General features: G+C 37.4%; 26 protein-coding genes, 1 tRNA gene and 2 pseudogenes. 14 read left to right on the top strand and 15 right to left on the bottom strand.

What is annotated here, in order from left to right:
• Positions 1 to 17: 17 nt before the first annotated feature.
• The 9 genes and pseudogenes from J5F42_RS06765 to J5F42_RS06725 all read right to left on the bottom strand — a co-directional run bounded on the left by J5F42_RS06765 (position 18) and on the right by J5F42_RS06725 (position 5,107).
• Complete coding sequence (locus J5F42_RS06765) at positions 18 to 578, bottom strand: hypothetical protein (RefSeq protein WP_283491269.1); 561 nt, start codon at positions 576 to 578, stop codon at positions 18 to 20.
• Positions 562 to 900 (bottom strand): annotated as a pseudogene (locus J5F42_RS06760) (hypothetical protein). Before J5F42_RS06760 ends, J5F42_RS06765 begins: the two are co-directional and overlap by 17 nt.
• A 186-nt stretch (positions 901 to 1,086) precedes the next feature.
• Complete coding sequence (locus tag J5F42_RS06755; protein ID WP_097699365.1) at positions 1,087 to 1,557, bottom strand: tetratricopeptide repeat protein; 471 nt, start codon at positions 1,555 to 1,557, stop codon at positions 1,087 to 1,089.
• Between the two features lie 125 nt (positions 1,558 to 1,682).
• Positions 1,683 to 2,087: a Holliday junction resolvase RuvX gene (ruvX, locus tag J5F42_RS06750; protein WP_283491268.1), complete on the bottom strand. Its 405-nt coding sequence runs from the start codon at positions 2,085 to 2,087 to the stop codon at positions 1,683 to 1,685.
• Positions 2,084 to 2,884 (bottom strand): DNA-processing protein DprA, encoded by an 801-nt coding sequence (dprA, locus tag J5F42_RS06745; protein ID WP_283491267.1) that lies wholly within the window; start codon positions 2,882 to 2,884, stop codon positions 2,084 to 2,086. Before dprA ends, ruvX begins: the two co-directional genes overlap by 4 nt.
• Before the next feature lie 6 nt (positions 2,885 to 2,890).
• Positions 2,891 to 3,124, bottom strand: a complete 234-nt coding sequence (gene minE / locus J5F42_RS06740) for a cell division topological specificity factor MinE (RefSeq protein WP_000051418.1) — start codon at positions 3,122 to 3,124, stop codon at positions 2,891 to 2,893.
• Positions 3,121 to 3,927, bottom strand: a complete 807-nt coding sequence (minD, locus tag J5F42_RS06735) for a septum site-determining protein MinD (RefSeq protein WP_283491266.1) — start codon at positions 3,925 to 3,927, stop codon at positions 3,121 to 3,123. The genes minE and minD overlap by 4 nt, the downstream gene beginning before the upstream one ends.
• Positions 3,928 to 3,950: 23 nt before the next feature.
• A complete protein-coding gene (gene ilvC, locus J5F42_RS06730) occupies positions 3,951 to 4,943 on the bottom strand; it encodes a ketol-acid reductoisomerase (RefSeq protein ID WP_283491265.1) in 993 nt (330 codons plus the stop codon).
• A gap of 87 nt (positions 4,944 to 5,030) precedes the next feature.
• A tRNA-Arg gene (locus tag J5F42_RS06725) sits at positions 5,031 to 5,107 on the bottom strand.
• An 84-nt stretch (positions 5,108 to 5,191) separates the two neighbouring features.
• Between J5F42_RS06725 and J5F42_RS06720 the strand changes: the two genes are divergently transcribed.
• Positions 5,192 to 5,974, top strand: a complete 783-nt coding sequence (locus J5F42_RS06720) for an NAD+ synthase (protein WP_078267541.1) — start codon at positions 5,192 to 5,194, stop codon at positions 5,972 to 5,974.
• Positions 5,971 to 6,909, top strand: a complete 939-nt coding sequence (locus J5F42_RS06715; RefSeq protein ID WP_283491264.1) for a tetraacyldisaccharide 4'-kinase — start codon at positions 5,971 to 5,973, stop codon at positions 6,907 to 6,909. The genes J5F42_RS06720 and J5F42_RS06715 overlap by 4 nt, the downstream gene beginning before the upstream one ends.
• On the opposite strand, the gene pseH is transcribed toward J5F42_RS06715, so the two are convergent.
• The 4 genes from pseH to flgH are packed head-to-tail and all read right to left on the bottom strand — an operon-like array spanning position 6,842 to position 9,658.
• Positions 6,842 to 7,384, bottom strand: coding sequence for a UDP-4-amino-4,6-dideoxy-N-acetyl-beta-L-altrosamine N-acetyltransferase (gene pseH, locus J5F42_RS06710; protein WP_283491263.1), 543 nt, complete (start codon positions 7,382 to 7,384; stop codon positions 6,842 to 6,844). The two genes, J5F42_RS06715 and pseH, sit on opposite strands and share 68 nt — an antisense overlap.
• Positions 7,381 to 8,247 carry a CMP-N-acetylneuraminic acid synthetase gene (locus J5F42_RS06705; RefSeq protein ID WP_283491262.1) on the bottom strand — a complete coding sequence of 289 codons (867 nt, stop codon included), beginning with the start codon at positions 8,245 to 8,247 and terminating at the stop codon, positions 7,381 to 7,383. Before J5F42_RS06705 ends, pseH begins: the two co-directional genes overlap by 4 nt.
• Complete coding sequence (pseF, locus tag J5F42_RS06700) at positions 8,238 to 8,927, bottom strand: pseudaminic acid cytidylyltransferase (protein WP_283491261.1); 690 nt, start codon at positions 8,925 to 8,927, stop codon at positions 8,238 to 8,240. The genes J5F42_RS06705 and pseF overlap by 10 nt, the downstream gene beginning before the upstream one ends.
• A gap of 17 nt (positions 8,928 to 8,944) precedes the next feature.
• Positions 8,945 to 9,658 carry a flagellar basal body L-ring protein FlgH gene (flgH, locus tag J5F42_RS06695; RefSeq protein WP_001921802.1) on the bottom strand — a complete coding sequence of 238 codons (714 nt, stop codon included), beginning with the start codon at positions 9,656 to 9,658 and terminating at the stop codon, positions 8,945 to 8,947.
• A gap of 131 nt (positions 9,659 to 9,789) precedes the next feature.
• On the opposite strand from flgH, the gene J5F42_RS06690 reads away from it, so the two are divergent.
• Positions 9,790 to 10,527 (top strand): outer membrane protein, encoded by a 738-nt coding sequence (locus J5F42_RS06690; RefSeq protein ID WP_001878238.1) that lies wholly within the window; start codon positions 9,790 to 9,792, stop codon positions 10,525 to 10,527.
• A gap of 8 nt (positions 10,528 to 10,535) precedes the next feature.
• On the opposite strand, the gene J5F42_RS06685 is transcribed toward J5F42_RS06690, so the two are convergent.
• A complete protein-coding gene (locus J5F42_RS06685) occupies positions 10,536 to 11,078 on the bottom strand; it encodes a phospholipase D-like domain-containing protein (RefSeq protein ID WP_078215875.1) in 543 nt (180 codons plus the stop codon).
• A gap of 145 nt (positions 11,079 to 11,223) precedes the next feature.
• Here J5F42_RS06685 and J5F42_RS06680 point away from each other — a divergent pair, with 145 nt between their 5' ends.
• The 5 genes from J5F42_RS06680 (at position 11,224) to J5F42_RS06660 (ending at position 16,090) form a co-directional block, all read left to right on the top strand.
• Complete coding sequence (locus tag J5F42_RS06680) at positions 11,224 to 12,723, top strand: midas domain-containing protein (RefSeq protein ID WP_097699470.1); 1,500 nt, start codon at positions 11,224 to 11,226, stop codon at positions 12,721 to 12,723.
• On the top strand, positions 12,716 to 13,336 hold the full coding sequence (gene gmk / locus J5F42_RS06675; protein ID WP_000551231.1) for a guanylate kinase: 621 nt from the start codon (positions 12,716 to 12,718) through the stop codon (positions 13,334 to 13,336). Before J5F42_RS06680 ends, gmk begins: the two co-directional genes overlap by 8 nt.
• A 70-nt stretch (positions 13,337 to 13,406) precedes the next feature.
• Positions 13,407 to 13,646: a twin-arginine translocase TatA/TatE family subunit gene (gene tatA / locus J5F42_RS06670; RefSeq protein ID WP_000508588.1), complete on the top strand. Its 240-nt coding sequence runs from the start codon at positions 13,407 to 13,409 to the stop codon at positions 13,644 to 13,646.
• Between the two features lie 2 nt (positions 13,647 to 13,648).
• Positions 13,649 to 15,274, top strand: coding sequence for an arginine--tRNA ligase (argS, locus tag J5F42_RS06665; RefSeq protein ID WP_097699469.1), 1,626 nt, complete (start codon positions 13,649 to 13,651; stop codon positions 15,272 to 15,274).
• A 60-nt stretch (positions 15,275 to 15,334) separates the two neighbouring features.
• Complete coding sequence (locus J5F42_RS06660; protein WP_283491260.1) at positions 15,335 to 16,090, top strand: HugZ family heme oxygenase; 756 nt, start codon at positions 15,335 to 15,337, stop codon at positions 16,088 to 16,090.
• Between the two features lie 474 nt (positions 16,091 to 16,564).
• On the opposite strand, the pseudogene J5F42_RS06655 reads toward J5F42_RS06660, so the two are convergent.
• A pseudogene (locus J5F42_RS06655) lies at positions 16,565 to 16,976 on the bottom strand (hypothetical protein).
• A gap of 295 nt (positions 16,977 to 17,271) precedes the next feature.
• Here J5F42_RS06655 and J5F42_RS06650 point away from each other — a divergent pair.
• From J5F42_RS06650 to J5F42_RS06625, 6 genes are read left to right on the top strand one after another with little or no spacing between them, the layout of a single operon-like run.
• On the top strand, positions 17,272 to 18,573 hold the full coding sequence (locus J5F42_RS06650) for a DUF2130 domain-containing protein (RefSeq protein WP_283491259.1): 1,302 nt from the start codon (positions 17,272 to 17,274) through the stop codon (positions 18,571 to 18,573).
• Positions 18,574 to 18,617: 44 nt separating this feature from the next.
• Positions 18,618 to 21,200, top strand: a complete 2,583-nt coding sequence (locus J5F42_RS06645; protein ID WP_283491258.1) for a TrlF family AAA-like ATPase — start codon at positions 18,618 to 18,620, stop codon at positions 21,198 to 21,200.
• Between the two features lie 11 nt (positions 21,201 to 21,211).
• Entirely contained in the window at positions 21,212 to 22,129 is a 918-nt protein-coding gene (fmt, locus tag J5F42_RS06640) for a methionyl-tRNA formyltransferase (protein ID WP_283491257.1), read from the top strand.
• Positions 22,126 to 22,764 carry a biotin--[acetyl-CoA-carboxylase] ligase gene (locus J5F42_RS06635; protein WP_283491256.1) on the top strand — a complete coding sequence of 213 codons (639 nt, stop codon included), beginning with the start codon at positions 22,126 to 22,128 and terminating at the stop codon, positions 22,762 to 22,764. The genes fmt and J5F42_RS06635 overlap by 4 nt, the downstream gene beginning before the upstream one ends.
• Positions 22,765 to 22,769: 5 nt before the next feature.
• Complete coding sequence (soj, locus tag J5F42_RS06630; protein WP_001879503.1) at positions 22,770 to 23,561, top strand: chromosome partitioning ATPase Soj; 792 nt, start codon at positions 22,770 to 22,772, stop codon at positions 23,559 to 23,561.
• A 3-nt stretch (positions 23,562 to 23,564) separates the two neighbouring features.
• The gene (locus tag J5F42_RS06625; protein ID WP_021175468.1) at positions 23,565 to 24,437 is read left to right on the top strand and encodes a ParB/RepB/Spo0J family partition protein; all 873 of its coding nucleotides are present in this window, start codon (positions 23,565 to 23,567) and stop codon (positions 24,435 to 24,437) included.
• Positions 24,438 to 24,455: the final 18 nt, after the last annotated feature.

Below are 24,455 nucleotides of genomic sequence, written 5' to 3'. Positions count from 1 at the left end.
AGCACTCCACGCTCTTTTCAATCCCCCTTATCCTTTCTAGCTTTCAATTCCTCTTGTTTTTTGAGAATCATTTCTTCAGTAATGTTAGAAAGCTTGTCTTTATGGTTTTCATGATTAGAATCTTCTTTGTGGCGGGACTCTTCTTGTTTTTTTGAAATGATTTCTTCAGCGATGCTAGAGAGTTTTTCAAAATTTTTAGTGTCTTTGTAGTTGGAGCGGTTTTTTAAATTCTCTCTGATTTGCCTTTTTCTTTGAATGAGCGTAAACATTTTTTGGCTGAATTGGTAGCATTTACGTGCACTTATGACAATCACGCCCCACTTGATTAGTAAAGCGATTAAAAGCCAAATAAAAGGGCTAGAAGTGTCCAATAAAAACTGGCGCACATCGCTATAAACCCAAATATCCACTAAAATAACCAACAAAGTGATGAAAATAGAAAACGCAATGCTTTTAAACCTAAAAAGCCATGCCACTATCACAAACCCTCTCGTGTGCCTGTGGGCTAACAGCCAGCGCTCATTCTTTTCGCTAAAAAAATTCATCAAACCAGAAATTACGCTATTTTTCTTGTTCATTGTCGCCCTTTTCCCAAACTTCTTTAAAATGCTTGGTGGTTTTTTCTTGTTTTTCTTTCAATTCTTTAGCATGGATTTGCTCTAACAACCTTTTTTCTTCAGCTTCAAACATGATTTTTAATTATTCTTCATTAAAATCGCTCAATTGCATGCCCTCTTTTGCCAAGCGTTTTTCTACGATTTTAACCGCTTGCTCCCTGATTTTTTGAGATTTTTCTTTAAAAAGCGCTCGTTTGGTTTTTTGAAACGCTTCATTAGAATTTTTGTGGATCGTTTGTTTGCAAAAATCTAAAAAATCCTTGACTTGATGCATAATTTTCATGGTTATCCGTTTTTAAAGAGTTTTTAAGACTAGTGACCCCTAAAAGGATACCAAAAAAAGATTAAAACTCTCTAGTAAAAATATTTTCTTAAAAGAATAGGGGGCATTTTGGCGATGTTCTAACCCCCTAAAATAGGGCTTTTGTGGGATAGTTTCTAGGTGAGACTATCGCATGCTTTTTGTCCCTTATTTTTCTTTGAGCACCTCGCATGCCTTTTGATCTCCTAACTTGCAAGCTTTAGAGATATATTGAGCGGCTTTTGTTAAGTTTTTTTCCACCCCTTGACCATTATAATATAGAACTCCTAAAGCACCACACCCCCTACTAATATTCAAATCGCAAGATTTTTCATACAGAGCGACAGCTTTTTTTGAGTCCTGTTTCACCCCCTCCCCACTTCCATATAGAAAACCTAAGCCACTACACCCACTACCATTATTCAAATCGCATGCTTTAGAGTAAAATTGAGCGGCTTTTTTTGTTAAGTTTTTTTCTATTCCTTGACCATCTCTATAAAGCACCCCTAAATTATTACAACCACTACCATTATTCAAACCACACGCTCTTTCAAAATACTTCCTAGCTTTAGAAAAATCTTGCTTGTCATAACTCAGCATACCCAAATCAAAAAGCTCTTCAGGGTTTGGCTCTGCCATTAACCCCCCCCCCCAATAAACCCAAGCATAAAACCCTAAAAATCGCTTTTTTGAAATTCCCTAACATGATGCTCTCCTTTTTATTAAAAAATTTAGACTTTATTATAATCAAATTGCAATCAGATCTAATGATTTTTTAAAACCTGCTGATAATAGCGTTCTAAGATCCTACAAGCGCTCAAAGAATCTAACCGGCCGTCTTTGATAGCGAGTCGCTTGTTTTTCTTACCCAAATGCTCTAAATTTTCATAGGCTTCTATGCTGGAGTTATCTTCATTAATAAAAACGATTTCGCCCTTAAAATCTACAAGCTTGATAAAATGCTCAATGCGGGCGTTCGTATCCGCATAGCTTTCATTGGGTTTGCCCACCACTAGCACCTGAATGCTTTTTTCTCTCAATAAATCGCTCAAATCCCTAGAGGCCTGATTTCTGTTGTGGCGTAAAATCGCTTCCAAAGGCAAGATAACGCCGTTTAAAAGCGCAGCGATTCCAATGCGTTTTAGCCCCACATCGCACGCTAAAATCATGCTAACACCACAATGTGATTGATGCGCTTGATCTTACCCAACAGCTCGTATTCTAAAAGCTTATCCCCAAATTTGAGATACGCTTCTTCATAGCTAGGGTTTTTGGCGCAATATTCTAAAAATTCATCTTCCATTTCAGGCATTTCTTTTAAATGGTAGTCTTTTAAAAGGGTGTTTATAAAATTTTGAATATTAAATATCCCTTGAGCCTGCCCTTTTTCTAAAAGCTCATTAGTGCCATCGCTCTCATTCAGGCGTTGGGGCAAAACAAATAAGGGCTTTTGGTATTTTTGGGCTAATCTCGCGCTGCTCATAGAGCCGCTTTGTAAATCCGCTTGGGGGATAATCACCGCATCGCTTAAAGCGATCACCAGGCGGTTTCTCGCTAAAAAAGAGCCTTTAATGGGCATGAAATCCTTTTCGTATTCGCTTAAAATCAAGCCGTTTTGCACGATTTCTTGGATCACTTTATGGTTGTTCGTAGGATAGATCAAATCCAAACTGCAAGGCGAAAGCATGATGGTTTTTGGTAAGGCGTTTTCTTGAGCGATAATATCCACGCCCAACGCTCCTCCGCTCACAATAACCGCGCCATTTTTAGCAAGCTCTCTGGCCAGAGTGATGGTGTGTTGCTTGCTGTAAGGGGTGGGTCTTCTTGTGCCTATGATCGCTACTTTTAAAGGCACTTCTAAAAGCTTGGTATCGCCCACACAATAGAGCTTTTTAGGGGGGTCTTTGAGAATGTCAAAGGCTTTAGGGATATTCTCTAGCACGCTGTATTGGAAATGGCTTTTCATTTTAAACTATTTAGGCAGTATAATCTCCACTTCAATCGTTTCCACACTCTGGTTTGTATCAAGGGTTTTGAAATGGATGTCTGAAGATTTAGTGTATTTTTGAATAACAGCAATGATTTCTTTACGCATTTCTTCCATGTAGGGTAAATTTAAGGTGCGCTCTTTGGCTAGAATCAATTTTAATCTATCGGTTGCAGTAGCCGCGCTCCCTTTGTTTTTAAAAAAATCAAACAAACTCATGAAAATATCCCTTTTAACGCGCTAAAAAAGCCTCTTTTAGCCTTAAATTCCACGTATTCCACTTCTTCGCCTAAAATCCGTCTGGTGATGCGTTGGTAAGCCTTCGCGCTCTCGCAGTCCGTGCGAATCACCGGCTCGCCCTTATTGGTCGCTGAAATAATATGGTGATCTTCAGGAATGATCCCAATTAAAGGCAAGCACAAAATCTTAAGCACTCCTTCTATAGGAATCATCTCGCCATTTGCCACTAACTCAGGTTTTAAGCGATTGATTATCAAATGCTTATGCACTTCTTCGCCCCTTTTGGCCCGATTGGACTTCGCGTCAATAATGCCAATCACTCTGTCGCTATCCCTTAAGGAACTCACTTCTGGCGTTACCACCACTAACGCCATGTCTGCATGCAAAATCGCATGCTCAAAACCGCTTTCAATCCCAGCCGGTGAGTCAATCAAAATATAGTCAAAATCCGCCCTTAAAGCGTTGATTAAAATCGCTACTTTTTCCTTATCTAAAATATTTTTATCCTTGCTTTGTGAAGCCGCTAAAAAAGAAAGGTTTTTAGTCTTTTTATCCGTGATTAAAGCCTGCGAAAGGTTGCAATTTTTTTCCATCACATCCACCACATCATAAACAATGCGATTTTCTAAGCCTAAAATCATATCCAAGTTCCTAAGGCCTATGTCAAAATCAACCGCTACGACCTTTTTACCGCTCTCAGCCAAGCCGATCGCTAAATTAGCCGTGGTGGTGCTTTTACCCACGCCCCCCTTACCTGAAGTGATAGTAACTACTATTGCCATATGATTCCTTTTAATTTAATGATTTATTTTTTATGATTGAATGGGGCGCGTAAAATTTCCCCAATTTGTTCTATTTTAGTCTCTTTAAGGGCTTTCCTCTCTGTGTTTAACCTGGGGTAATTCAAGCTCTTTTCCAGTAAAAAATCCTTAGCGAATGAGCCGTTTTGAATCTTTTTTAAGATTTTTTGCATGCGTTTTTCTAACAGATTTCCCATAGGCTCTCTAGCTTTAATCGCCCCGAATTCAGCAGTGTTAGAAATGTGTTTCCTTAAGCCCTCTACCCCCTTATAATGCAATAAATCCGCCACTAATTTCACTTCATGCACGCATTCAAAATAGGCTAATTCTTCAGGGTATCCTGCCTTAATTAAAGTTTCAAACCCCATTCTCACAATCGCTTCTAACCCCCCGCACAAAACCGCTTGCTCGCCGAATAAATCGCTCTCGCATTCTTCTTTAAAGCTTGTTTCTAAAACCCCCATTCTCCCTCCGCCCATCGCTTTAGCATAGCTTAAAGCCACCGCTTTAGCGTTATTTTTTGAATTTTCTTGCTCTATGGCGATCAAATGGTATAAGCCCTTATTTTTAAGGTATTCTTCTCTTAAAGCACTCCCTGGCCCCTTTGGCGCAACTAAAATCGCGCCAACGCCTTTTGGGAGAACAACCTGATTGAAATGCACGCTAAAACCATGAGCAAAGCCTATAATTTGCCCCTCTTTTAAAAAAGGGATCACTTCTTTTTCTAACACTTCCTTATGCAATTCATCCGGGAGTAACACCATGATCACATCCGATTGTTGGACTAATTCCTTGACTCCTAGCACCTCAAAGCCCTCTTTTTTTGCTTTTGAAACGCTCAAACTCCCTTGATACAAGCCAATACGCACTTTTACTTTAGAGTCCCTCAAATTGAGCGCTTGGGCTTCTCCTTGCGCGCCATAGCCAATAATGCCCACTTGTAAGGATTGGATAACGCCTAAATCAATGTCTTTATCATAATAAACGGGTAATGCCAAAATCAAATCTCCTAGCGTGTTTAAGCAAGTATTTATTTTACCATAATGGGAGCGATAATGTTTAAAAACATGCAGAATGTTAAGAAATGGTGTGCTCGGAGGGATTCAAACCCCCGACCTACAGGACCGCAACCTGTTGCTCTATTCAGCTGAGCTACGAGCACTTTTAAAGGAGTGAAACGATGATTATAGCAAGAAAAGCTAATTTTTCACTTAAACGATGCGTTTTTTCTATTATAATTTAAGGCATGCAAAAAGATTACCAAAAACTCATCGCTTATCTATGCGATTTTTTAGAAAAAGAAGTTCAAAAAAAAGGCTTTAAAAAAGTCGTTTACGGGCTGAGTGGGGGGCTAGATAGCGCGGTCGTTGGGGTGCTATGCCAAAAAGTTTTTAAAGAAAACGCCCATGCCCTTTTAATGCCCTCTTCAGTCTCTATGCCAGAAAGTAAAACAGATGCTTTAACTTTGTGCGAAAAATTTTCTATCCCTTATACAGAATATTCTATCGCTCCCTATGATAAAATTTTTGGCTCTCATTTTAAAGACGCGAGCCTTACTAGAAAGGGGAATTTTTGCGCAAGATTGCGCATGGCTTTTTTATACGATTATTCTTTAAAAAGCGATTCTTTAGTCATTGGCACGAGCAATAAAAGCGAAAGAATGCTAGGCTATGGCACTTTATTTGGGGATTTGGCGTGCGCGATTAACCCGATTGGGGAATTATTTAAAACCGAAGTTTATGAACTCGCTCGCCGTTTAAATATCCCTAAAAAGATTTTAAATAAACCCCCCAGCGCGGATTTATTTGTGGGGCAAAGCGATGAAAAAGATTTGGGCTATCCTTATAGCGTGATTGATCCTTTATTGAAGGATATTGAAGCGTTGTTCAAAAACAAGCCCATCCATTTAGAAACGCTCACCCAACTAGGCCATGATGAAATTTTAGTAAAAAGCATCATAAGCCGTATCCAAAAAAACGCTTTTAAATTAGAATTACCCACTATCGCCAAACGATTTAACCCTGAATGAAAAGCGATAAACCCTTTTTAGAACGCTATTTTTACGCCCCCACTCTTTTGCAAAAGGGGTTGATTTTCGCGCTCTATCCTTTTTCTTTAATCTATCAATTTATTGCCACAATTAAACGAAAAACCGCTAAAAAGCATGATTTTAAAATCCCCCTTATCAGCATAGGCAACCTCATCGCTGGGGGAAGCGGTAAAACGCCCTTTATTTTAGAGATTGCTCCAAGATACCAAGAAGTGGCTATTGTTTCTAGAGGGTATCAACGAGATTCTAAAGGCTTGGTGGTGGTGAGCGTTAAAGGAAACATTTTAGTTCCTCAAAAAACAGCGGGCGATGAAGCCTATCTTTTGGCCTTAAATTTAAAACAAGCGAGCGTGATTGTAAGCGAAAAAAGAGAGTTAGGCGTTTTAAAAGCCCTTGAATTAGGGGCAAAAATCGTGTTTTTAGACGATGGTTTTAGGTTTAATTTCAACCAGTTCAATTTGCTTTTAAAGCCTAAAATCCCCCCCTACTACCCTTTTTGTTTGCCTAGCGGGTTGTATAGAGAAAATATTAAAAGCTATAAAGAAGCCCATTTAGTCGTTACAGAAGATAAGGATTATAAAAGAATCACCTCTATTTCTCACCCCACCAAACGCATGCTTTTAGTAACGGCTATCGCTAATCCCAGCAGGCTTGATGCATTTTTACCCAAAGAAGTGGTTAAAAAATTGTATTTTAGAGACCATGCCCCTTTTAATTTGGAGCTTTTAGAAAAAGAGTTTTATCAAAATAACGCCACTTCCTTATTGGTTACTTCAAAAGATCTCGTCAAATTACAAGATTGTAAATTGCCTTTAAGCGTATTGGATTTAAAACTAGAAATTGATCCTAAGATTTTAGAGAGGATTGATCACTATATCCTTTCTTATCCTTGTAATACAAAAGAACGTCTATAAATTCCTTATCTTTAAAGATGAAGCCTTTCAAACGCCCCTCTAATTCATAATGGTTTTTTTCATAAAAAGCGATCGCTTTAAAATTGTTTTCCATCACTTCTAAGTGCAAAGAATGCAATTGGAACTCTTCAAAAGCGATGCATTCTAAAGCTTTTAAAATCGTTTCTCCCCCATTTTTCAAAAAAGGGTTTTTATAAATCCCCAAATACCCATGCTTATGAAAAAAATTGATTTTAGTGATAGAGCCAACCCCTAAATAAACGCCCTCTTCTTTAAACAAAAAATAGCGGTGGTTGGGTGAGTTTTTTAAATCTTCTATGAATTGCAAATGCGTTTTTAAAGAAATAAAAGCGCTATACATCCATAAAGCAGTGTTTGGGTGGTTGCGAAACTCTAAAACCAACAATTTTTCTCCATCGTTTAAATGGGTAAAATCAATCGCTTGGATATTTTTATAAGAATAATTTTTTTTCAAATTTCTAAAAACTCCCTTAATGCGCCCTCTAGCTCACTCCCAAAGGCTAGGGTTTTTGCCCAGGCTTGATTTTTTTGAATTTGTAAATTTTCAAAATCTCTAGCTAAAGTTTTTAAACTCGTTTGTTTGAAAATACCCAAACTTTCAAATTCTTGGCTTTGAATGATTTGATTAGAAGCAATGGGAAGGATAAGAGAGGGCGTTTGAGAAAGGGCTAATTCATAGAGGGTTTGACCAGAAGCGCTAATAGCGCAAGCGCAAAATTTCATCAAAGAACTGAACTCTAAAGGGCTTAAAGGGCTGTAATAGCACGCGTTTTTGGGAGGATTTTTAGGCGTATAAGGTGAAATGATATGCAAATTCACATTCTTATTTTCTAAAATTTTGACTATCTCTTTGAGCGTTTTTTGCTCGCTCCCCCCTAGAGTGATTAGCACTTCTTTGTTTGCTGTATTGATAGGGCGCTCATAAATAAAACGAGCATCAACAGGGTAAAACCCCACCCCCAAATAATGATCTTTAGACGCATGGTTATAGTGTTTTAAGGCGTTCAGCGTGAAATTTAGGATCTTAGTGTTTTTAGGGTAAAACCCCTTAGCATGCTCTTCATCTTCTATCACCATAAGGCTTTTGGCTTTTTCTTTTAAAAGGTAAAAATCCTTTGAATTTAAACAATAGCTATCCATAATCAAAAAATCATCATTGCCAACGCCCTCTAAAAAAGCGCTTATATCGTTTTGCTTATATAAATAAAGGCTTGCTTCAACCCCTAATTTTTCTATAAAAGAAAGGATTTTTTCACAACGCCTCACATGCCCTAAACCGCTTGTTACAAACGCATCGCACAAAATTTTTACTGGCATGCGTTTTTCAAACGGCTGTATTTGAGCTTGGCTAATTCTAAATCTTCTAAAGTGTCAATATCTTGGACTTCTAAGGGCGATAATTCTAAAGCGATAGAATTTTGACTAAAAATAGGCCGCATTTCTTTGAAGGCTTGAGCCTTCCCCATATAAAGCAACCCTGCGTCATGATAGAGCGTTTTTAAATCTTGCGTGCGCGCGTTTGAATGCTCTTTAAAAGCCATTTGAACGCCGTTTTCAAGGCTAAAAGAACGATAGGGCGAAGCGCTAAAAGGAGAGCATGTGAAAACATAATCCGCATTTTGATTTTGTTTTAAAGTTTCACAAGCGTTTTTTAAATGTTTTTCTTGCAAAAGCACTGAAGCGCCATACAAACAACACGCAATATCTTCATCTTTTAACTCTAATTCTTTCATGTGATAGGCCATCACCTCTAAAGTCGTGGCCCTGTCGTCCGCTAAATTTTTAGGGCGCAAATTCAAAAAACTCGCCCCATAATTTTTAGCTAAATTCACATACTCCATGCTATCGCTAGAGATAAACACCTTGTCAAAAAGCTTGGAATTTAGCGCCGCTTCAATAGAGTAAGCGAGCATGGGTTTATTGAAAAAATCAATAATATTTTTATTCTTGATCCTCTTACTAGAACTTCTGGCTAAAACAATAGCGATCGCTCTCATGCTAGGCTTTGCTCTTTTTAATAAGGCATTTGGGTTTCCATCGCATCAGCAGCGAATTTCTTTTTGTTGGAATCGCTCAAATGCCCTAAATTCGTGTATTCAATCTTAGCGTCAGCTAAAAACTTGGATTGGATGGTGTTATTCCTTTCAATATCATAAGGGCGGATCACCCCACTCACCTTAAGGATTTGCTTTTCCCCATCCACTAGCACTTCCTTATTCCCATAGATGAAATAATTCCCGTTTTCTAGCACCTTAATGATTCGAGCGCTCAACACGATTTCTAAATCTTCGCTCTTTTTTTGCGAGCCGCCGCCTTTAAAATTCGTGTTATTGCTGGATTTGGTGAAATTGTAATTATTCTTATCGTCTAAATACTCCGCTTCTTTTTTCTTTTTCTCATCTAAGCCGTTATAAGTGAGTCTTGGGGGCGTGGAATTACCCCCTGAAGCGCTTTTATAATCTTTAGAGCTGGAATAATTCGCGCTCGCTTTTTCAGAGACAATGATTGTGATCAAATCGTTAGGCTTCATCGCCCTCCTGTCTGCAAATAAAGGGCGCTCACCCTGCCCAAACAAACTCCCCAACTTGTTCAATTCAGGGATAAATTCTTTAGAGGGGGTTTCTTCTACATAATTAGGAGGGTTAAAATCAATTTTTGGCTCATTGGCTGATGCCATGCTGAATATAACGCTAAACGCAACAGCCCCTAAATAAAGCGCTTTTTTCATCCACTAGCCTTACTTTTGAGTTATTTTAAGCCCTAAATTATACTCTCTTATAAAGAATAAATGCTTAATTTTGAGTAAGTTGTTGTAAAATTTAGATCTTTATAATGAAACTTACTATGCAGGAGATAAAATTGAGAACCTTGTTAAAAATGTTAGTTGGCGCAAGCTTACTGACACACGCCTTAGTAGCTAAAGAAGAAAGCGCAGCGCCTTCTTGGACAAAAAATTTGTATATGGGATTCAATTACCAAACAGGTTCTATCAATTTAATGACTAATATCCATGAAGTTAGAGAAGTGACTAACTATCAAACCGGTTACACCAATATCATAACTAGCGTTAATAGCGTTAAAAAGCTCACCAACATGGGATCTAATGGGATTGGCTTAGTCATGGGCTATAACCACTTTTTCCATCCGGATAAAATCTTGGGTTTGCGCTATTTTGCTTTTTTAGATTGGCAAGGCTATGGCATGAGATACCCTAAAGGCTATTATGGCGGCAATAACATGATCACTTATGGCGTGGGCGTGGATGCGGTGTGGAATTTCTTCCAAGGGAGTTTCTATCAAGATGACATTAGCGTGGATATTGGCGTTTTTGGGGGGATTGCGATTGCGGGGAATAGCTGGTATATTGGCAGTAAAGGGCAGGAATTGTTAGGCATCACTAACAGCAGTGCGGTTGATAACACTTCTTTTCAATTCCTCTTTAACTTTGGCCTCAAGGCTTTATTTGTAGATGAACATGAATTTGAAATCGGCTTTAAATTCCCCACCATTAATAACAAATACTACACTACTGATGCGCTCAAGGTTCAAATGCGTAGGGTCTTTGCCTTTTATGTGGGGTATAATTACCACTTCTAAAAGGGCTTTTAAAACCCAACGCAACTCCCTAACATCTTTTGATAGTAACTCTTGGCTTTGAGAATTGTCTCTGTGTCATCGGTTTTTAAAAGCACTTCGTAATTGTTTTCAAAAGCGTTTTTGCTCCAATTCGCTGAGCCTAAAAACACGATCTTATCATCAATGATCGCTACTTTCTGGTGCATGATGCCGTAATAATTCCCGTTTTTAGCCTTAAGCCCTTTCAATAAGCACACTTTCGTGTTAGGGTATTTGTCTAAATAGCCAATAGTGGATTGCTTGTTATTATGATTGCTTTCATAATCATAAATGATTTGCACCTTAATCCCCCTACTCGCTACGCTTTTAATGGCTCTTGCAATATCTCTGTGCGTGAAACTATAGATAGCGATTTGCACGCTCTCTCTAGCGTTACTAATGCCAGAAACTAAAGCATTCAAAGCGTCTTTTTGCTCATAAGGTAAGACAAATAAGCTGTTTTTAGCTTGCAAAACCCCTAAACAGCCCACTAACACACCCACGCCAACGATTTTTTTAAATTTGTTGAACATCAAATGATCCTTATTAAATAATGCGATAAAAATAACCAACCCAGTGGATTTTTGATTGTATTTTTGATTATAATAAAAAATTTAAAAAAAGCGATGAAAATTGATAGGCTTAAAAAGCGTTTCTTGTAAATAAGGAGTTCCTAAAATGAAAATGATTCTATTCAACCAAAACCCCATGATTGAAAAGCTGCTTGAGAGTGTTTCTAAGAAATTAGAATTATCTATAGAAAATTTTAACCACTATCAAGAGTTATCCGCATGCCTTAAAGGAGATCCAGAATGGCTTTTGATAGCCGATGATGAATGTTTGGAAAAACTAGACCAAGTGGATTGGCTAGAATTAAAAGAAACCATCTCTCAAAATAAAAACAGCGTGTGCATGTATAAAAAAGGCAATGAAATGCAGCCCTTTTTAGAGGGCTTTGAGATGAAAATCAAAAAACCTTTTTTACCCACTGAAATGTTGAAAGTCCTTCAAAAAAAGCTTGGTTCTGACATGAGCGAGCTAGAGCCTAGCCAGAATTTAGACCCAACTCAAGAAGTTTTAGAAACCAATTGGGACGAATTAGAAAATTTAGGCGATTTAGAAGCTCTCGCCAAAGAAGAGCCTAATAATGAAGAGCAACTACTCCCCACTTTAGATGCACAAGAAGAAAAAGAAGAGATTAAAGAAACGCCCCAAGAAGAAGAAAAGCCTAAAGATGATGAAACGCAAGAGGGTGAAACCTCTAAAGATGGAGAAGTTTCTAAAGAGTTGGAAACGCAAGAAAAATTAGAAATCCCTAAAGAAGAAACGCAAGAAGAGCAAGTCAAAGAACAAGAGCCAATCAAAGAAGAAACACAAGAAATTAAAGAGGAAAAACAAGAAGAAACACAAGATTCCCCAAGCACGCAAGAATTAGAGGCCATGCAAGAATTAGTCAAAGAAATCCAAGAAAACTCTAACGGCCAAGAGAATAAAGAAAAAACGCAAGAAAGCACAGAAATTCCACAAGATAAAGAAATCCAAGAAGTTGTTACCGAAAAAACCCAAGCGCAAGAATTAGAAATTCCTAAAGAAAAAACGCAAGAAAGTGCAGAAGCTCTCCAAGAAACCCAAGCACAAGAATTAGAAAAACAAGAAAACGCAGAAACGCCCCAAGAAAAAGAAATCCAAGAAACCCAAGATGAAACACCCCAAGAATTAGAAGTCCAAGATGAAAAACTCCAAGAAAACGAAACCCCCAAAGATGAAAACACGCAAGAAAGCGCACAAAATTTACAAGAATTAGAAACCCAAGAAACCCAAGATGAAACGCCCCAAGAAGACCATTACGAAAGCATTGAAGACATTCCTGAGCCGGTGATGGCTAAAGCGATGGGGGAAGAATTGCCCTTTTTGAATGAAAGTGTTGCAAAAACCCCTAATAATGAAAACGCCACAGAAACCCCTAAAGAGAGCGTTACAGAAACCTCCAAGAATGAGAACGACACAGAAACCCCGCAAGAAAAAGAAGAAAGCGATAAAACTTCCAGCCCCCTAGAATTGCGCTTGAATTTGCAGGATTTATTAAAAAGCCTGAATCAAGAGTCCTTAAAAAGCCTTTTAGAAAACAAAACCTTAAGCATTAAAATCACTTTAGAGGATAAAAAACCTAATGCATAATGATTTTAATTTACTCATCCTTTCAGGCCCTAGCGGAGCGGGTAAAAGCACCCTTACAAAGTATTTGCAAGAAAAAATCCCCAAAACCCATTTTTCCCTTTCCACCACCACGAGAAAACCCAGAGAGGGCGAAGTTGATGGCTTGCATTATAATTTTGTCAGCGAAGAAGAATTCAAACAAGGCATAGAAAAAGGGCAGTTTTTAGAATGGGCGATCGTGCATAACCACTACTATGGCACTTCTAAAATCCCTGTAGAAAAAGCCTTAAAAGAGGGCAAAATCGTCATTTTTGATATTGATGTGCAAGGGCATGAGATCCTTAAAAAGCATTACCCTAACGCATGCTCAGTCTTTATTAGCACCAAAAACCAAGAAATTTTAAAAGAGCGCTTGCTTTTAAGGGGGACGGATTCTAAAGAGACGATAGAAAAACGCTTGATCAACGCTTATAAGGAAATGCAGTGCTTGGAAAGCTTTGATTACCTCATCATCAATGAAGATTTAGAAAAATCCAAAGAAATCATCTTAAGCATCGCAAAAACTTTAGTCTATCGCTTAAAAGCGTTTAATTTTGAAAAAATATGCAAGGCCTGGAAAAACGAATCCTTATAAAACCTATCAATTATTTTTTAAAAAAGCTATAATTCAAATAAAAACCAACCAATAGTTTAAGGAGTAACATATGGGCGGATTCACAAGTATATGGCATTGGGTCATTGTTTTATTAGTGATTGTGTTGTTGTTTGGGGCTAAAAAGATCCCAGAGTTGGCTAAAGGTTTAGGCAGTGGGATTAAAAATTTCAAAAAAGCCGTGAAAGACGATGAAGAAGAGGCTAAAAACGAGCCAAAAACCCTAGACGCTCAAGCAACGCAAACCAAAGTGCATGAGAGTAGCGAGATTAAAAGCAAACAAGAAAGTTAAGCATGCACACTCTCATTAAGGGCGTTTTAGAAGAGATTTTAGAAGAAGAAGTCATTATTGAATACCCTAAAGACAGAGAGCATGGGCATTACGCTACGCCCATTGCGTTCAATCTCGCCAAAGTTTTTAAAAAATCGCCCTTAGCTATCGCTGAAGAGTTAGCCCTTAAAATCAGCACGCACGAAAAAACTCAAGGGTTTTTTGACAGCGTAGTGGCTTGTAAGGGCTATATCAATTTCACGCTTTCTTTAGATCTTTTAGAGCGTTTCACCCAAAAGGCTTTAGAATTAAAAGAACAATTTGGCTCTCAGCCTAAAAGCGAACATTCTCAAAAAATCTTTTTAGAATTTGTGAGCGCTAACCCCACAGGGCCTTTACACATAGGGCATGCTAGAGGGGCGGTTTTTGGCGATAGTTTGGCTAAAATCGCTCGCTTTTTAGGGCATGAAGTTTTGTGCGAATATTATGTCAATGACATGGGTTCTCAAATCCGCTTGTTAGGGCTTTCGGTATGGCTCGCTTACAGAGAGCATGTTTTAAAAGAAAGCGTAACTTATCCAGAAGTCTTTTACAAAGGCGAATACATCATTGAAATCGCTAAAAAGGCGAACAACGATTTAGAGCCAAGCCTTTTTAAAGAAAACGAAGAAACTATCATTGAAGTTTTAAGCGGCTACGCTAAGGATCTAATGCTTTTAGAAATTAAAGATAATTTAGACGCTTTAGGCATTCATTTTGATTCCTATGCGAGCGAAAAAGAAATTTTTAAACATAAAGATGCGGTGTTTGAACGATTAGAAAAAGCGAACGCCCTTTATGAAAAGGATTCTAAAATCTGGCTCAAATCTTCACTCTACCAAGATGAAAGCGATCGGGTGCTCATTAAAGAAGATAAGAGCTACACTTATCTAACCGGCGATGTTGTCTATCATGATGAAAAATTCAAGCAAAATTATACCAAATATATCAACATTTGGGGGGCAGATCACCACGGCTATATCGCTAGAGTGAAAGCCAGCCTTGAGTTTTTGGGCTATGATTCCAACAAGCTTGAAGTCTTACTCGCTCAAATGGTGCGCTTGCTCAAAGATAACGAGCCTTACAAGATGAGTAAAAGAGCGGGTAATTTCATTTTGATTAAAGATGTGGTTGATGATGTGGGTAAGGATGCTTTAAGGTTTATTTTTTTGAGCAAACGGCTTGACACTCATTTAGAATTTGATGTCAATACTTTAAAAAAGCAAGACAGCTCAAACCCCATTTACTATATCCATTACGCTAATTCGCGCATCCACACCATGCTAGAAAAATCCCCCTTTTCTAAAGAAGAAATCTTACAAACCCCTTTAAAAAATTTAAACGCTGAAGAAAAATACTTGCTTTTTAGCGCCTTAAGCTTGCCTAAAGCAATTGAATCCTCTTTTGAAGAATACGGCTTGCAAAAAATATGCGAATACGCAAAAACTCTCGCTTCAGAATTCCACCGCTTCTATAACGCTGGCAAAATCTTAAACACCCCTAAAGCGAAAGAGCTTTTAAAAATTTGTTTAATGGTGAGCTTGAGCTTAAGCAACGCTTTCAAACTTTTAGGCATAGAAATCAAAACCAAAATTTCCGCTAAAGATTAAGCCAATATTTAATTTTTTGTTATAACATTCCCCTTATTTTTTGAAACTAAGGAGAATATTTTGCTTAATCGTATTATAGAGCACATGAACGCTCACCATGTAGAAGACATGAAAGGTTTATTGAAAAAATTCGGGCAAGTCCATCACGCTGAAAATGTCGCCTTTAAAAGCGTGGATCCTCAAGGTATTGTGATTGGTTATAACCACAATCAAACCTTAAGGATTGAATTTAACCACGAAGTTAAAGACCCCAAAGACTACAAAAACGCCATCATTGAATTGTGCCAAAGCGTGGAAAAAACCCATGACTTAAAAGGCGTGGAAGAAGAAGTTAAGGCTTTTAAAGAAGGCTTTGATTCTGTTTGTTTAGCGACCTTACACCCTAATGGGCATGTGGTATGCTCTTATGCGCCTTTAATGAGCGATGGCAAACAATACTACATTTATGTGAGCGAAGTGGCTGAGCATTTTGCGGGCCTTAAAAACAACCCCCACAATGTGGAAGTGATGTTTTTAGAAGACGAGAGCAAGGCTAAATCAGCTATTTTGAGAAAACGCTTGCGTTATAAAACCAACGCTCGTTTTATTGAAAGAGGGGCGGAGTTTGACAAAGCGTTTGATTCTTTCATTGAAAAAACCGGCGGCGCTAGGGGCATTAAAACCATTCGTGCCATGCAAGATTTCCATTTGATCGCATTGGATTTTAAAGAAGGGCGTTTTGTGAAAGGCTTTGGTCAAGCTTATGACATTTTAGGCGACAAAATCGCTTATGTTGGGGATAAAGGCAACCCACACAATTTCTCTCACAAGAAATAAACTTTCTCACCCATAAGGGGCAAACGCCCCAAAAGACCGCTTTTTAAAGAGATTACGGCAAAATCAAGCTCTTTACTATTTAACCTTAAAAAAAGCTAAAAGCCTTTTTATGGGCTAACACCACACAAAAAGCGTCAAAATCAAAAAAATGACAAAATTTTCCCCAAATGACAAAAAAAAAAACGCTTTATGCTATAATACTCCAAATGCATTCCAATACAAATGCATTCTAATGTATGAAATCCCTAATACTACAATCCAATTTAAAAAGGAGAAAACATGAAAAAAACCCTTTTACTCTCTCTCTCTCTCTCGTTTTTGCTCCACGCTGAAGACGACGGCTTTTACACAAGCGTAGGCTATCAGATCGGTGANGTTTTGTTTCTTGTTTTTGATTTCTTGCGTGTTAAGTTTTATTTTTTGTGAAATGCATATAAGGGAGTGGTTATTTTAATTTTTTAACGCCCTGTATTTCTAGAGTTTTAAACGCTCAAGGATTTGGGTTTTAATTTCTTTCGGATCTAATTGAACAAGTTGTTGGTATTCAAAATTGCGTGCTTGAAAATCAATGCAATGCAATAATTCAAAAATAATAGAATCGTTTTCATAGGGGGCAACTAGGTGCATGCCTGAATAATGGAATTGAGTGCAAGAAAGCGCAATAAATACGCTGTAGGGTTTTAATAGGGGATTTTCATTATGTGGATTGAGTTTGATAATACTTCCAAAAGCAATTGGTTTTATACTTTTGTTTTCATCAGATTGGCTTTGTAAAATAACTTGTTCTAACTTGTTCTAAAAAATAATTGATGAGTAAAGCTCTATGCGCCGATGTGGGTCTAGGGATAGATACCTTTTGTAATGCTAATGCAAGACTTCTTCCCATCGTATTGTTCTTTAAAACTTGCGTTTTAGGGCTAGAGTGAAAGAGTTTGAAGAAGAAAAAAAAAGGATCTAACAATGAGTAATATTTATTCTGTATTAAAATGGGTCAATGTAGTTTTTATGCGAAGGGCATTTTTTACCTTGTTTATTTTTTGTTGTTTGCGGGAACGCTAAGAAAAAGTCCTTGCTTTCATATTAAAGCCCTATTTTACTGAACTTATTGGATAAAACCTGCTTAAGTTAAATTGATCCCATTCTGTTATAAAATATAAAAAATCAAATCTTAAAGGAAAATCATGCAAGAAAATCAAACCATTCCTTTTAAATGCCCAGAGTGTCAAGCGCCAATTAATGTGAGTGAAGCGCTATACAAACAGATTGAGCAAGAAAATCAAAGCCGGTTTTTAGCCCAGCAAAGAGAGTTTGAAAAAGAGGTGAATGAAAAAAGAGCGCAGTATCAAAGCTATTTCAAAAATTTAGAGCAAAAAGAAGAGGCCCTAAAAGAGCGGGCAAAAGAGCAACAGGCTCAATTTGATGATGCAGTCAAACAAGCGAGCGTGCTAGCCTTGCAAGATGAAAGGGCTAAAATCATTGAAGAAGCCAGAAAAAACGCTTTTTTAGAGCAGCAAAAGGGCTTGGAATTGTTGCAAAAAGAATTAGACGAGAAGTCCAAACAAGTTCAGGAATTGCACCAGAAAGAAGCGGAAATTGAAAGGCTCAAAAGAGAAAATAACGAAGCAGAGAGCCGATTGAAGGCTGAAAATGAAAAAAAATTGAATGAAAAATTGGATCTGGAAAGGGAAAAAATAGAAAAAGCCTTGCATGAAAAAAATGAATTGAAATTCAAACAGCAAGAAGAGCAATTAGAAATGTTAAGAAACGAGTTGAAAAACGCTCAAAGAAAGGCGGAGTTAAGCTCGCAGCAACTCCAAGGCGAGGTGCAAGAATTAGCGATTGAAGAGTTTTTGAAGCAAAAATTCCCCCTAGATAGCATTGAAGAAATCAAAAAAGGGCAAAGAGGGGGCGATTGCATTCAAGTGGTGCATACTAGGGAATTTCAAAATTGCGGGAAAATTTATTATGAGAGCAAACGCACCAAAGAATTCCAAAAAGCTTGGGTGGAAAAGCTTAAAAGCGACATGCGAGAGATTGGGGCTGATGTGGGGGTCATTGTGAGTGAAGCGCTGCCTAAAGAGATGGAGAGGATGGGGTTATTTGAAGGGGTGTGGGTGTGTTCGTTTGAAGAGTTTAAGGGGTTGAGCACAGTGCTAAGAGAGGGGGTTATTCAAGTGAGTTTGGCTAAAAAAAGTCAGGAAAATAAGGGCGATAAAGTGAACCTGCTCTATCATTATTTGACAAGCTCTGAATTTTCTATGCAAGTGAATGCGATTATAGAGGGGTTTGAGCAATTGAGAGCGGATCTAGAAAGCGAAAAACGCGCGATGGCTAGGATTTGGAAAAGCAGGGAAAAGCAAATGGAAAAAGTGTTTGAGGGTACGATTAACATGTATGGCTCTATCAAGGGCATTGCAGGTAATGTGATAGGGCAAGTGAAAGCGCTAGAGCTTGGGTATGATGAGGGGGATTTAGAGGATTAGTTTTAGTCTTTGTGGTATGCTTTGAGGTAATATTAGGAGAAAATATGGGCAATAAAGATCATAGTAAAGGTTCAAGTTGGCATAAATGGGATTTGCATGTGCATACGCCATATACATATTTAAATAAGGCGTATCAATGTTGTGAAGAGGAGTTTATACAAAAACTATGCGATAGCCAAATTGATTGTATTGGATTAACGAACTATTTTAAGTTTAATGAGAAAGAATTTGATTTAAAAGAAAAAATAGAAAAGAAAGGCATCAAGGTTTTTTATAATTTAGAAGTTAGGCTGGATTATCAAAATAAGGAAGATCAGTGTTTGGATTTCCATATTATTTTTTCAGATAAGGTTACACAACAAGAAATAGATAATTTTTTAAAGAATGCAGATGCCAATGTTGGTGGAACTGAGAAAAAACTTGCAGATTTAGAAAAAGATGATTTTGATAAAGCGGTAGTTAATTTTGATCAATTGTTGGAATGTTTAGAGAAAGAGTCTTTAAAATTGAGAGGAAAGTATTTATTAGGGTTTTTATCAAGAGGGCATGGCAGTTCTCGCAGTAGCAGTAATTATGAAAAAATAGTTAAAAAAGTGCATTTTTTAATCCACTCATCAAATAAGCAAGAAAACCTTAAAAAGGATAGAGAATATTGGCTTAAATATAACAAACCTCTCATACAGAGCAGCGATGCCCACGAAGAGGAGCAAATAGGGAAAAAATACACTTGGATAAAGGCTGAAAAAACCTTTGAAGGGTTAAAACAAATTATTTATGAGCCAGAAACAAGAGTGAGCATTGATGAAGAGAAACCTCAAGATCCTTTGTATAAGATAGATTGTGTGGGGTTGCACTTTAATGAAGATATAAAAATTACCAATGAAAAAGGCGATACTCCTTTTTGTTATGCAGGATTTAATGAAACACTATTTTTTAGTCCGAACTTTACTTGTGTGATAGGGGGTAGAGGGAGCGGTAAAAGCACTTTGTTGCAATTGATAGCCTCAGCAATTAAAAATAATAGTTTTGTGAAAGGCTTAAAGCATGAAACTATTCAAAAATATATAGAGATACAACCAGACATAGACATAGTAGATAGCGTAGAGTATTTAGCTCAAAATGAGGTAGAAGAATTTGCGACTAATGTCTCAAAATTCACGGAGGCTATTTTTAACCGAATAGATAGCAAGTCAAGTGGAAAACCTAAGGAGTTAGAAAAACAAATTACAAAAAGCATTGAAAAATTTGATGAGCAAATTAGATATTGGCAAGAAAAGAATAAGCTAGAAGAACAACTAAAAGAGAGCGAGAAAATAAGAAAGAAATACCAAAGCATTATAAACACTTTTACAGATAAAAACTATTTGGACAAAAAAAGACAAATTGCAAAAAAACGCAAAGCGCTCATTGATTTAGAACAATCTAAAGAAGGATTTTTGACTTTTATTAAAGAATTAAAACGGGTGGTGAATTTTGAATCAAAAGAAAACATGAAAGAAAATAGCTATGATAAGGTCTATAACCAACTCAAACAAGATATTTGTAAGGAACTTGAACGGATAGATATAAATATAAAAAACGGGTGTTTTAAAAGCGAAGATGAGAAAATAAGGACGCTAGGAGCAGAACGCGAAGCATTGAGCCAAGAGATTAGGGAATTTCTTAAAGAAAAAGGCGTGAGCGATGAAAGTATAGGAGATATTAGAAACGCTAATGACCATTTAGCAAAAATAAAAATGGATATTAATGATTTAAAGCATGAAATAAAAGAGAACGCTAACAAAATAGAGAATTTTTCTTATGAAGATATGGATAAAAATATTGAAGAATTTAAAGATCAAATCAATGAGAAATTAAGCAAAATCAATTCGGCTTTTGAAGAAATTTCAAAAAATCACAAAGAAGTGAAACCAATTACCATAGAATATCGTTTGAATGAAGATATTTTTGAAGAGGTTTTTGAGGATTTTGATAAGTTGGTGGATAAGGATTTTAAGATCCAAAAACACCAATCAAAAATCAAGGAATATTTAAAAGAAATTGGATTAAAAGACATTATAAATAAGCAACACGCAGAATTTATAGAAGAGCTTTATAACTCAATTGACAATAAAAAAGCGGCATTTTATGAAACCATGAAAGATATATTTGATAGAGAAATTCATTTTCAAATCTATCGGCTTCTCATTCTCAAACATTTAAGGAATGTTGAAAAATATAAAATTTTTGAAGTCCGTTATGACAAAAGAGCTTTAAATGAAACTTCATTTGGGCAAAAATGCACGGCTGTATTGGTTGTCCTTTTATCTTTAGGGAATAACCCCATCATTATTGATGAGCCAGAAGCGCACTTGGATAGCGCTTTAATCGCTAATTATTTAGTTACTCTAATTAAAAAGCAGAAACAAAAAAGACAAATTATTTTTGCCACACATAACGCTAATTTTGTTTTGAACGCTGATGCAGAGCTAATTATTCAGTTAAAAAATGAGAATAATAAGATAGTTGCACAGTCTTTTATGATTGAGAGCGATGCATATAAAGAGGATTTATTAAAATTAGAGGGAGGCGAAAAAGCTTTTAAGGATCGTGAAAGAAAGTATGGTATTACAAAAGATAAAAATTAAGGGTTGGTAACATGCGTATCGTATTTATGGGAACGCCTGGTTTTGCTGAAGTGATCTTAAGGGCGTTGGTTGAAAATAAAAATAACCAGATAGAAGTGGTGGGGCTATTCACTCAAATAGATAAACCTTTTGGGCGCAAAAAAGAATTGAAAGCCCCAGAGACTAAAACATACATTTTAGAAAATCATTTAAATATCCCTATTTTCCAGCCACAAAGTTTGAAAGAGCCTGAAGTTCAAATCTTAAAAGATCTAAAGCCTGATTTTATCGTGGTGGTGGCTTATGGTAAGATCTTGTCTAAAGAGGTTTTAACCATCGCTCCTTGCATCAATGCGCATGCCTCTTTATTGCCCAAATACAGGGGGGCTTCGCCCATTCATGAGATGATACTCAATGACGATAGGATTTATGGCATAAGCACCATGCTTATGGATTTAGAGTTGGATAGCGGGGATATTTTAGAGAACGCTTCTTTTTTAAGAGAAGATTATTTGGATTTAGACGCTTTAAGTTTAAAATTAGCGCATATGGGAGCGGATTTACTTCTTTCAACGCTCAAAAATTTTCATTCCATCACAAGAAAGCATCAAGATCACACGCAAGCTACTTTTTGTAAAAAAATCACCAAAGCCGATGGTTTAGTGGGTTTTAAAGACGCTAAAAGCTTGTTTTTAAAATCGCTTGCGTTTAAGAGTTGGCCAGAAATCTTTTTAGAAAACAGCCTTAAACTTTTAGAAGTGGAGTTGGTGGAGAATGAAAAGAGCCACAAGGAAGGCGAGATTTTAGCAATTGATGAAAAAGGCGTTCTTGTAGGCTGCTTGAAAGGCAGCGTGCGTATAGCACAGTTGCAAGCGGTGGGTAAAAAGCCCTTGAAAGCGAAGGATTATTTGAATGGCAAGCGTTTGAAAGTAGGCGGTATTTTGGCATGAGACAATGTGAAAAAAGGGTTTTTGATAGCCTGCCTTCCACGCAAACCTATCTTTTAGAAAAACTTAAAAATAACGAACTCAAAGCCCCTATTTTGATTGTGGCTAAAAACCAAAGCGCTGGGATAGGCAGTAGGGGGAATGTTTGGGAGGGTGCAAAAAGCGCTTTGACTTTTTCACTCGCTTTAAACGCAAGCGATTTGCCTAAAGATTTGCCCATGCAAGCGAACGCTTTGTATTTGGGGTTTTTATTCAAAGAAGTTTTAAAAGAATTAGGCTCTCAAACCTGGCTCAAATGGCCTAACGATTTGTATTTAGGGAGTCAAAAAATAGGGGGCGTGCTGGTTAATGTTTATAAAGGCATGCGGGTGTGCGGCATTGGCGTGAATAGGGTTTCAACAAAATGGGCATGTTTAGATATTGGCGCGAGCGATGATTTGATTATAGAGGGCTTTTTAAAAAAAATAGAAGAAAATCTTTTTTGGGGGGAAGTTTTAAGTAAGTATGCGTTAGAATTTCATAGAAGCAACTCTTTTAGTTTCCATAATGATTGGGGCGAATTGGTGAGTTTGAAAGATGCGGAATTGTTAGAAGACGGTCGCATTTGTATTAAAGGTAAGATTTATGATAGGATGTGAGTATGATGAGTGAAATCATTGCAGTGGCTAATCAAAAAGGGGGTGTGGGCAAAACGACAACAGCGGTTAATTTAGCGGCTTCTTTAGCGGCGCATGAAAAAAAAATCTTGCTGATTGATTTTGACCCTCAAGCCAACGCCACTTCAAGCTTGGGTTTTAGGCGCGATAAAATTGATTATGATATTTATCATGTGTTGATTGGTCGTAAGCAAATTTCTCAAGTGATCTTAAAAACCCAAATGCCTTTTTTGGATCTAGTGCCTTCTAATTTGGGTTTGGCCGGGTTTGAAAAAACCTTTTATGATAGCCAAGATGAGAATAAACGAGGCGAGCTCATGCTCAAAAACGCCTTAGAGAGCGTGGTGGGACTTTATGATTATATCATTATTGATTCCCCGCCAGCTCTAGGGCCTCTCACGATCAATTCGCTTTCAGCAGCCCATTCGGTGATCATTCCTATCCAATGCGAATTTTTCGCCCTTGAAGGCACTAAATTATTGCTCAACACCATTAGAATGCTGCAAAAAAGCACGAACCCTAAGCTCAAAATCAGAGGGTTTTTACCCACAATGCATGTCCCTCAACTCAATTTGACAAAAGGGGTTTTAGCGGAATTGTTCAAGTATTTTGACTCAGAGTTTTTTAGAGATTCAGCTACAGGAGAGTATATTATGATCCCTAAAAGCGTGAAACTAGCGGAATCGCCTAGCTTTGGTAAGCCCATCTTGCTCTATGATATTAAATCTAATGGCAGTATCGCTTATCAAAAATTAGCTCAAAGTATTCTTCAAGGGTAGCATATGGCAAAAAATAAAGTGTTGGGTAGGGGTTTAGCGGATATTTTCCCTGAAATTAATGAAGTGTATGAGCAAGGGCTGTATGAAAGAGCGAATCGAGTTGTGGAGCTTGGTATTGATGAGGTGATGCCCAATCCTTACCAGCCCAGAAAAATCTTTAGCGAAGATTCTTTAGAAGAGTTAGCGCAATCCATTAAAGAACATGGTTTGTTGCAGCCGGTTTTAGTGGTGAGTGAGAACGGGCGTTACCATTTGATCGCTGGTGAAAGGCGCCTAAGAGCGAGCAAATTGGCTAAAATGCCCACGATTAAAGCGATTGTTGTGGATATTGAGCAAGAAAAAATGCGTGAAGTCGCTTTGATTGAAAATATCCAGCGAGAAGATTTAAACCCTTTGGAATTGGCTAGATCTTATAAAGAATTGCTTGAAAGCTATCAAATGACCCAAGAAGAGCTGTCTAAAATCGTTAAAAAATCCCGAGCCCATGTGGCTAATATCATGCGTTTATTGACGCTCTCTTCTAAGGTTCAAAACGCTCTTTTAGAAGAAAAAATCACTTCAGGGCATGCAAAAGTTTTGGTGGGTTTGGATGAAGAAAAACAAGAATTGATTTTAAATTCCATCATAGGGCAGAAACTCAGCGTGCGCCAAACAGAAGATTTAGCACGTGATTTTAAAATAAACGCAAATTTTGACAATAAAAAACATGGTTTCAAGCAAACCCAAACGCTCATCGCTGAAGATGAATTAGAGTGCTTGAATCAAAGTTTGTGGGATCGTTACAAGCTTAAAGCGGCTTTAAAAGGGAATAAAATCATTTTACGATGTTATGAAAATTCTCTTTTAGAGGCTTTTATGAAAAAAATGATGTCTTAACGCTTAGATATTCTCAAT

It is taken from the genome of Helicobacter pylori (assembly GCF_030062585.1).
In the GTDB taxonomy this organism is placed as follows: Bacteria; Campylobacterota; Campylobacteria; order Campylobacterales; family Helicobacteraceae; genus Helicobacter; species Helicobacter pylori_CN.
The sequence above is the reverse complement of the archived record's forward strand: the minus strand, read 5'-3'. Positions and strand labels throughout refer to the sequence as shown.

Excerpts from the sequence above, each read along its gene's own strand:
- J5F42_RS06765 (WP_283491269.1), bottom strand. The coding sequence starts at position 578 with ATGAACAAGAAAAATAGCGTAATTTCTGGTTTGATGAATTTTTTTAGC.
- J5F42_RS06755 (WP_097699365.1), bottom strand. The coding sequence starts at position 1,557 with ATGGCAGAGCCAAACCCTGAAGAGCTTTTTGATTTGGGTATGCTGAGT.
- ruvX (WP_283491268.1), bottom strand. The coding sequence starts at position 2,087 with ATGATTTTAGCGTGCGATGTGGGGCTAAAACGCATTGGAATCGCTGCG.
- dprA (WP_283491267.1), bottom strand. The coding sequence starts at position 2,884 with ATGAAAAGCCATTTCCAATACAGCGTGCTAGAGAATATCCCTAAAGCC.
- minE (WP_000051418.1), bottom strand. The coding sequence starts at position 3,124 with ATGAGTTTGTTTGATTTTTTTAAAAACAAAGGGAGCGCGGCTACTGCA.
- minD (WP_283491266.1), bottom strand. The coding sequence starts at position 3,927 with ATGGCAATAGTAGTTACTATCACTTCAGGTAAGGGGGGCGTGGGTAAA.
- J5F42_RS06720 (WP_078267541.1), top strand. The coding sequence starts at position 5,192 with ATGCAAAAAGATTACCAAAAACTCATCGCTTATCTATGCGATTTTTTA.
- J5F42_RS06715 (WP_283491264.1), top strand. The coding sequence starts at position 5,971 with ATGAAAAGCGATAAACCCTTTTTAGAACGCTATTTTTACGCCCCCACT.
- J5F42_RS06705 (WP_283491262.1), bottom strand. The coding sequence starts at position 8,247 with ATGCCAGTAAAAATTTTGTGCGATGCGTTTGTAACAAGCGGTTTAGGG.
- pseF (WP_283491261.1), bottom strand. The coding sequence starts at position 8,927 with ATGAGAGCGATCGCTATTGTTTTAGCCAGAAGTTCTAGTAAGAGGATC.
- flgH (WP_001921802.1), bottom strand. The coding sequence starts at position 9,658 with ATGAAAAAAGCGCTTTATTTAGGGGCTGTTGCGTTTAGCGTTATATTC.
- J5F42_RS06685 (WP_078215875.1), bottom strand. The coding sequence starts at position 11,078 with ATGTTCAACAAATTTAAAAAAATCGTTGGCGTGGGTGTGTTAGTGGGC.
- J5F42_RS06680 (WP_097699470.1), top strand. The coding sequence starts at position 11,224 with ATGAAAATGATTCTATTCAACCAAAACCCCATGATTGAAAAGCTGCTT.
- gmk (WP_000551231.1), top strand. The coding sequence starts at position 12,716 with ATGCATAATGATTTTAATTTACTCATCCTTTCAGGCCCTAGCGGAGCG.
- tatA (WP_000508588.1), top strand. The coding sequence starts at position 13,407 with ATGGGCGGATTCACAAGTATATGGCATTGGGTCATTGTTTTATTAGTG.
- argS (WP_097699469.1), top strand. The coding sequence starts at position 13,649 with ATGCACACTCTCATTAAGGGCGTTTTAGAAGAGATTTTAGAAGAAGAA.
- J5F42_RS06650 (WP_283491259.1), top strand. The coding sequence starts at position 17,272 with ATGCAAGAAAATCAAACCATTCCTTTTAAATGCCCAGAGTGTCAAGCG.
- J5F42_RS06645 (WP_283491258.1), top strand. The coding sequence starts at position 18,618 with ATGGGCAATAAAGATCATAGTAAAGGTTCAAGTTGGCATAAATGGGAT.
- fmt (WP_283491257.1), top strand. The coding sequence starts at position 21,212 with ATGCGTATCGTATTTATGGGAACGCCTGGTTTTGCTGAAGTGATCTTA.
- J5F42_RS06635 (WP_283491256.1), top strand. The coding sequence starts at position 22,126 with ATGAGACAATGTGAAAAAAGGGTTTTTGATAGCCTGCCTTCCACGCAA.
- soj (WP_001879503.1), top strand. The coding sequence starts at position 22,770 with ATGAGTGAAATCATTGCAGTGGCTAATCAAAAAGGGGGTGTGGGCAAA.
- J5F42_RS06625 (WP_021175468.1), top strand. The coding sequence starts at position 23,565 with ATGGCAAAAAATAAAGTGTTGGGTAGGGGTTTAGCGGATATTTTCCCT.